At 63.1% G+C, this 949-nt stretch carries 1 protein-coding gene; it reads left to right on the top strand.

What is annotated here, in order from left to right; all coding sequences use genetic code 11:
- Positions 1-14: 14 nt before the first annotated feature.
- The coding region (locus AC0L2A_RS36200; RefSeq protein ID WP_473612967.1) for an AMP-binding protein at positions 15-949 on the top strand (935 nt) is incomplete at its 3' end.

The raw sequence follows: 949 nt of genomic DNA, 5'->3' as shown, positions 1-949 counted from the left end.
ATGAGGACGAGCGGTTGAGCTATGGCGAGCTCAACGCGCGGGCCAACCGGCTGGCCCATCATCTGATCGGGCTCGGGATCAGGCCGGATCAGCCGGTGGCGATCTGCCTGGAACGCAGCCCGGCGATGGTGGTGGGTCTTTTGGCGATCCTCAAGGCGGGCGGCGCCTATCTGCCGCTGGATCCGGCCTATCCGTCGGCGCGGCTCAACCAGGTGCTCGCCGATGCCGCCCCCAAGCTGCTGCTGGCCGATACGGCCGGACGCGCCGCACTCGGCCCCGAGGCGCTTGTCGATCTGACGGTGGTCGATCTGGAGACGGCCACGCCGGCCTGGGCCGAACTGCCGGCCTCGAACCCGGACCCGCGCGCCCTTGGCCTGAGCCCGCGCCATCTCGCCTATGTCATCTACACCTCAGGCTCCACCGGAACCCCAAAGGGCGTCATGGTCGAGCATCACAGCCTGGTCAATCTGGGGTTGGCTCAGATCGGGCTTTTTGGCGTCTGTTCAAATAGCCGTGTCGTGCAGTTCGCCTCCTTCGGTTTTGATGCAAGTGCTTGGGAGCTTGTCATGGCTTTTGGCTCAGGCGCCGCATTGCACTTGCCTGCGGACGAGCTCCGCCAGGCGAGTAACAAGCTATCGGATTACCTGCGAAGCGAAGCCATAACCCATGCGACGTTACCTCCAGCCTTGCTTCAGGCAAGCAAGGATCCGGGATGTTTGGCATCGCAAGTTCTCATTCTTGCTGGCGAACTGCCGAAAGCAGAACTCGTCCGAAGTCTGGCCCCGGCATCTATCGTCAACGCTTATGGCCCGACCGAAGCAACAGTCTGCGCGACGGTTTGGAGTTGTCCCGATGATTTTGATGGGTCAGTCGTCCCGATCGGGCGTCCGATAGCGAACACGCGGTTGTATCTGCTGGACGGTCATGGTGCGCCCGTGCCGTTCGGGGC

Source organism: Mesorhizobium sp. WSM4844 (assembly GCF_055811775.1).
The sequence above is the reverse complement of the archived record's forward strand: the minus strand, read 5'-3'. Positions and strand labels throughout refer to the sequence as shown.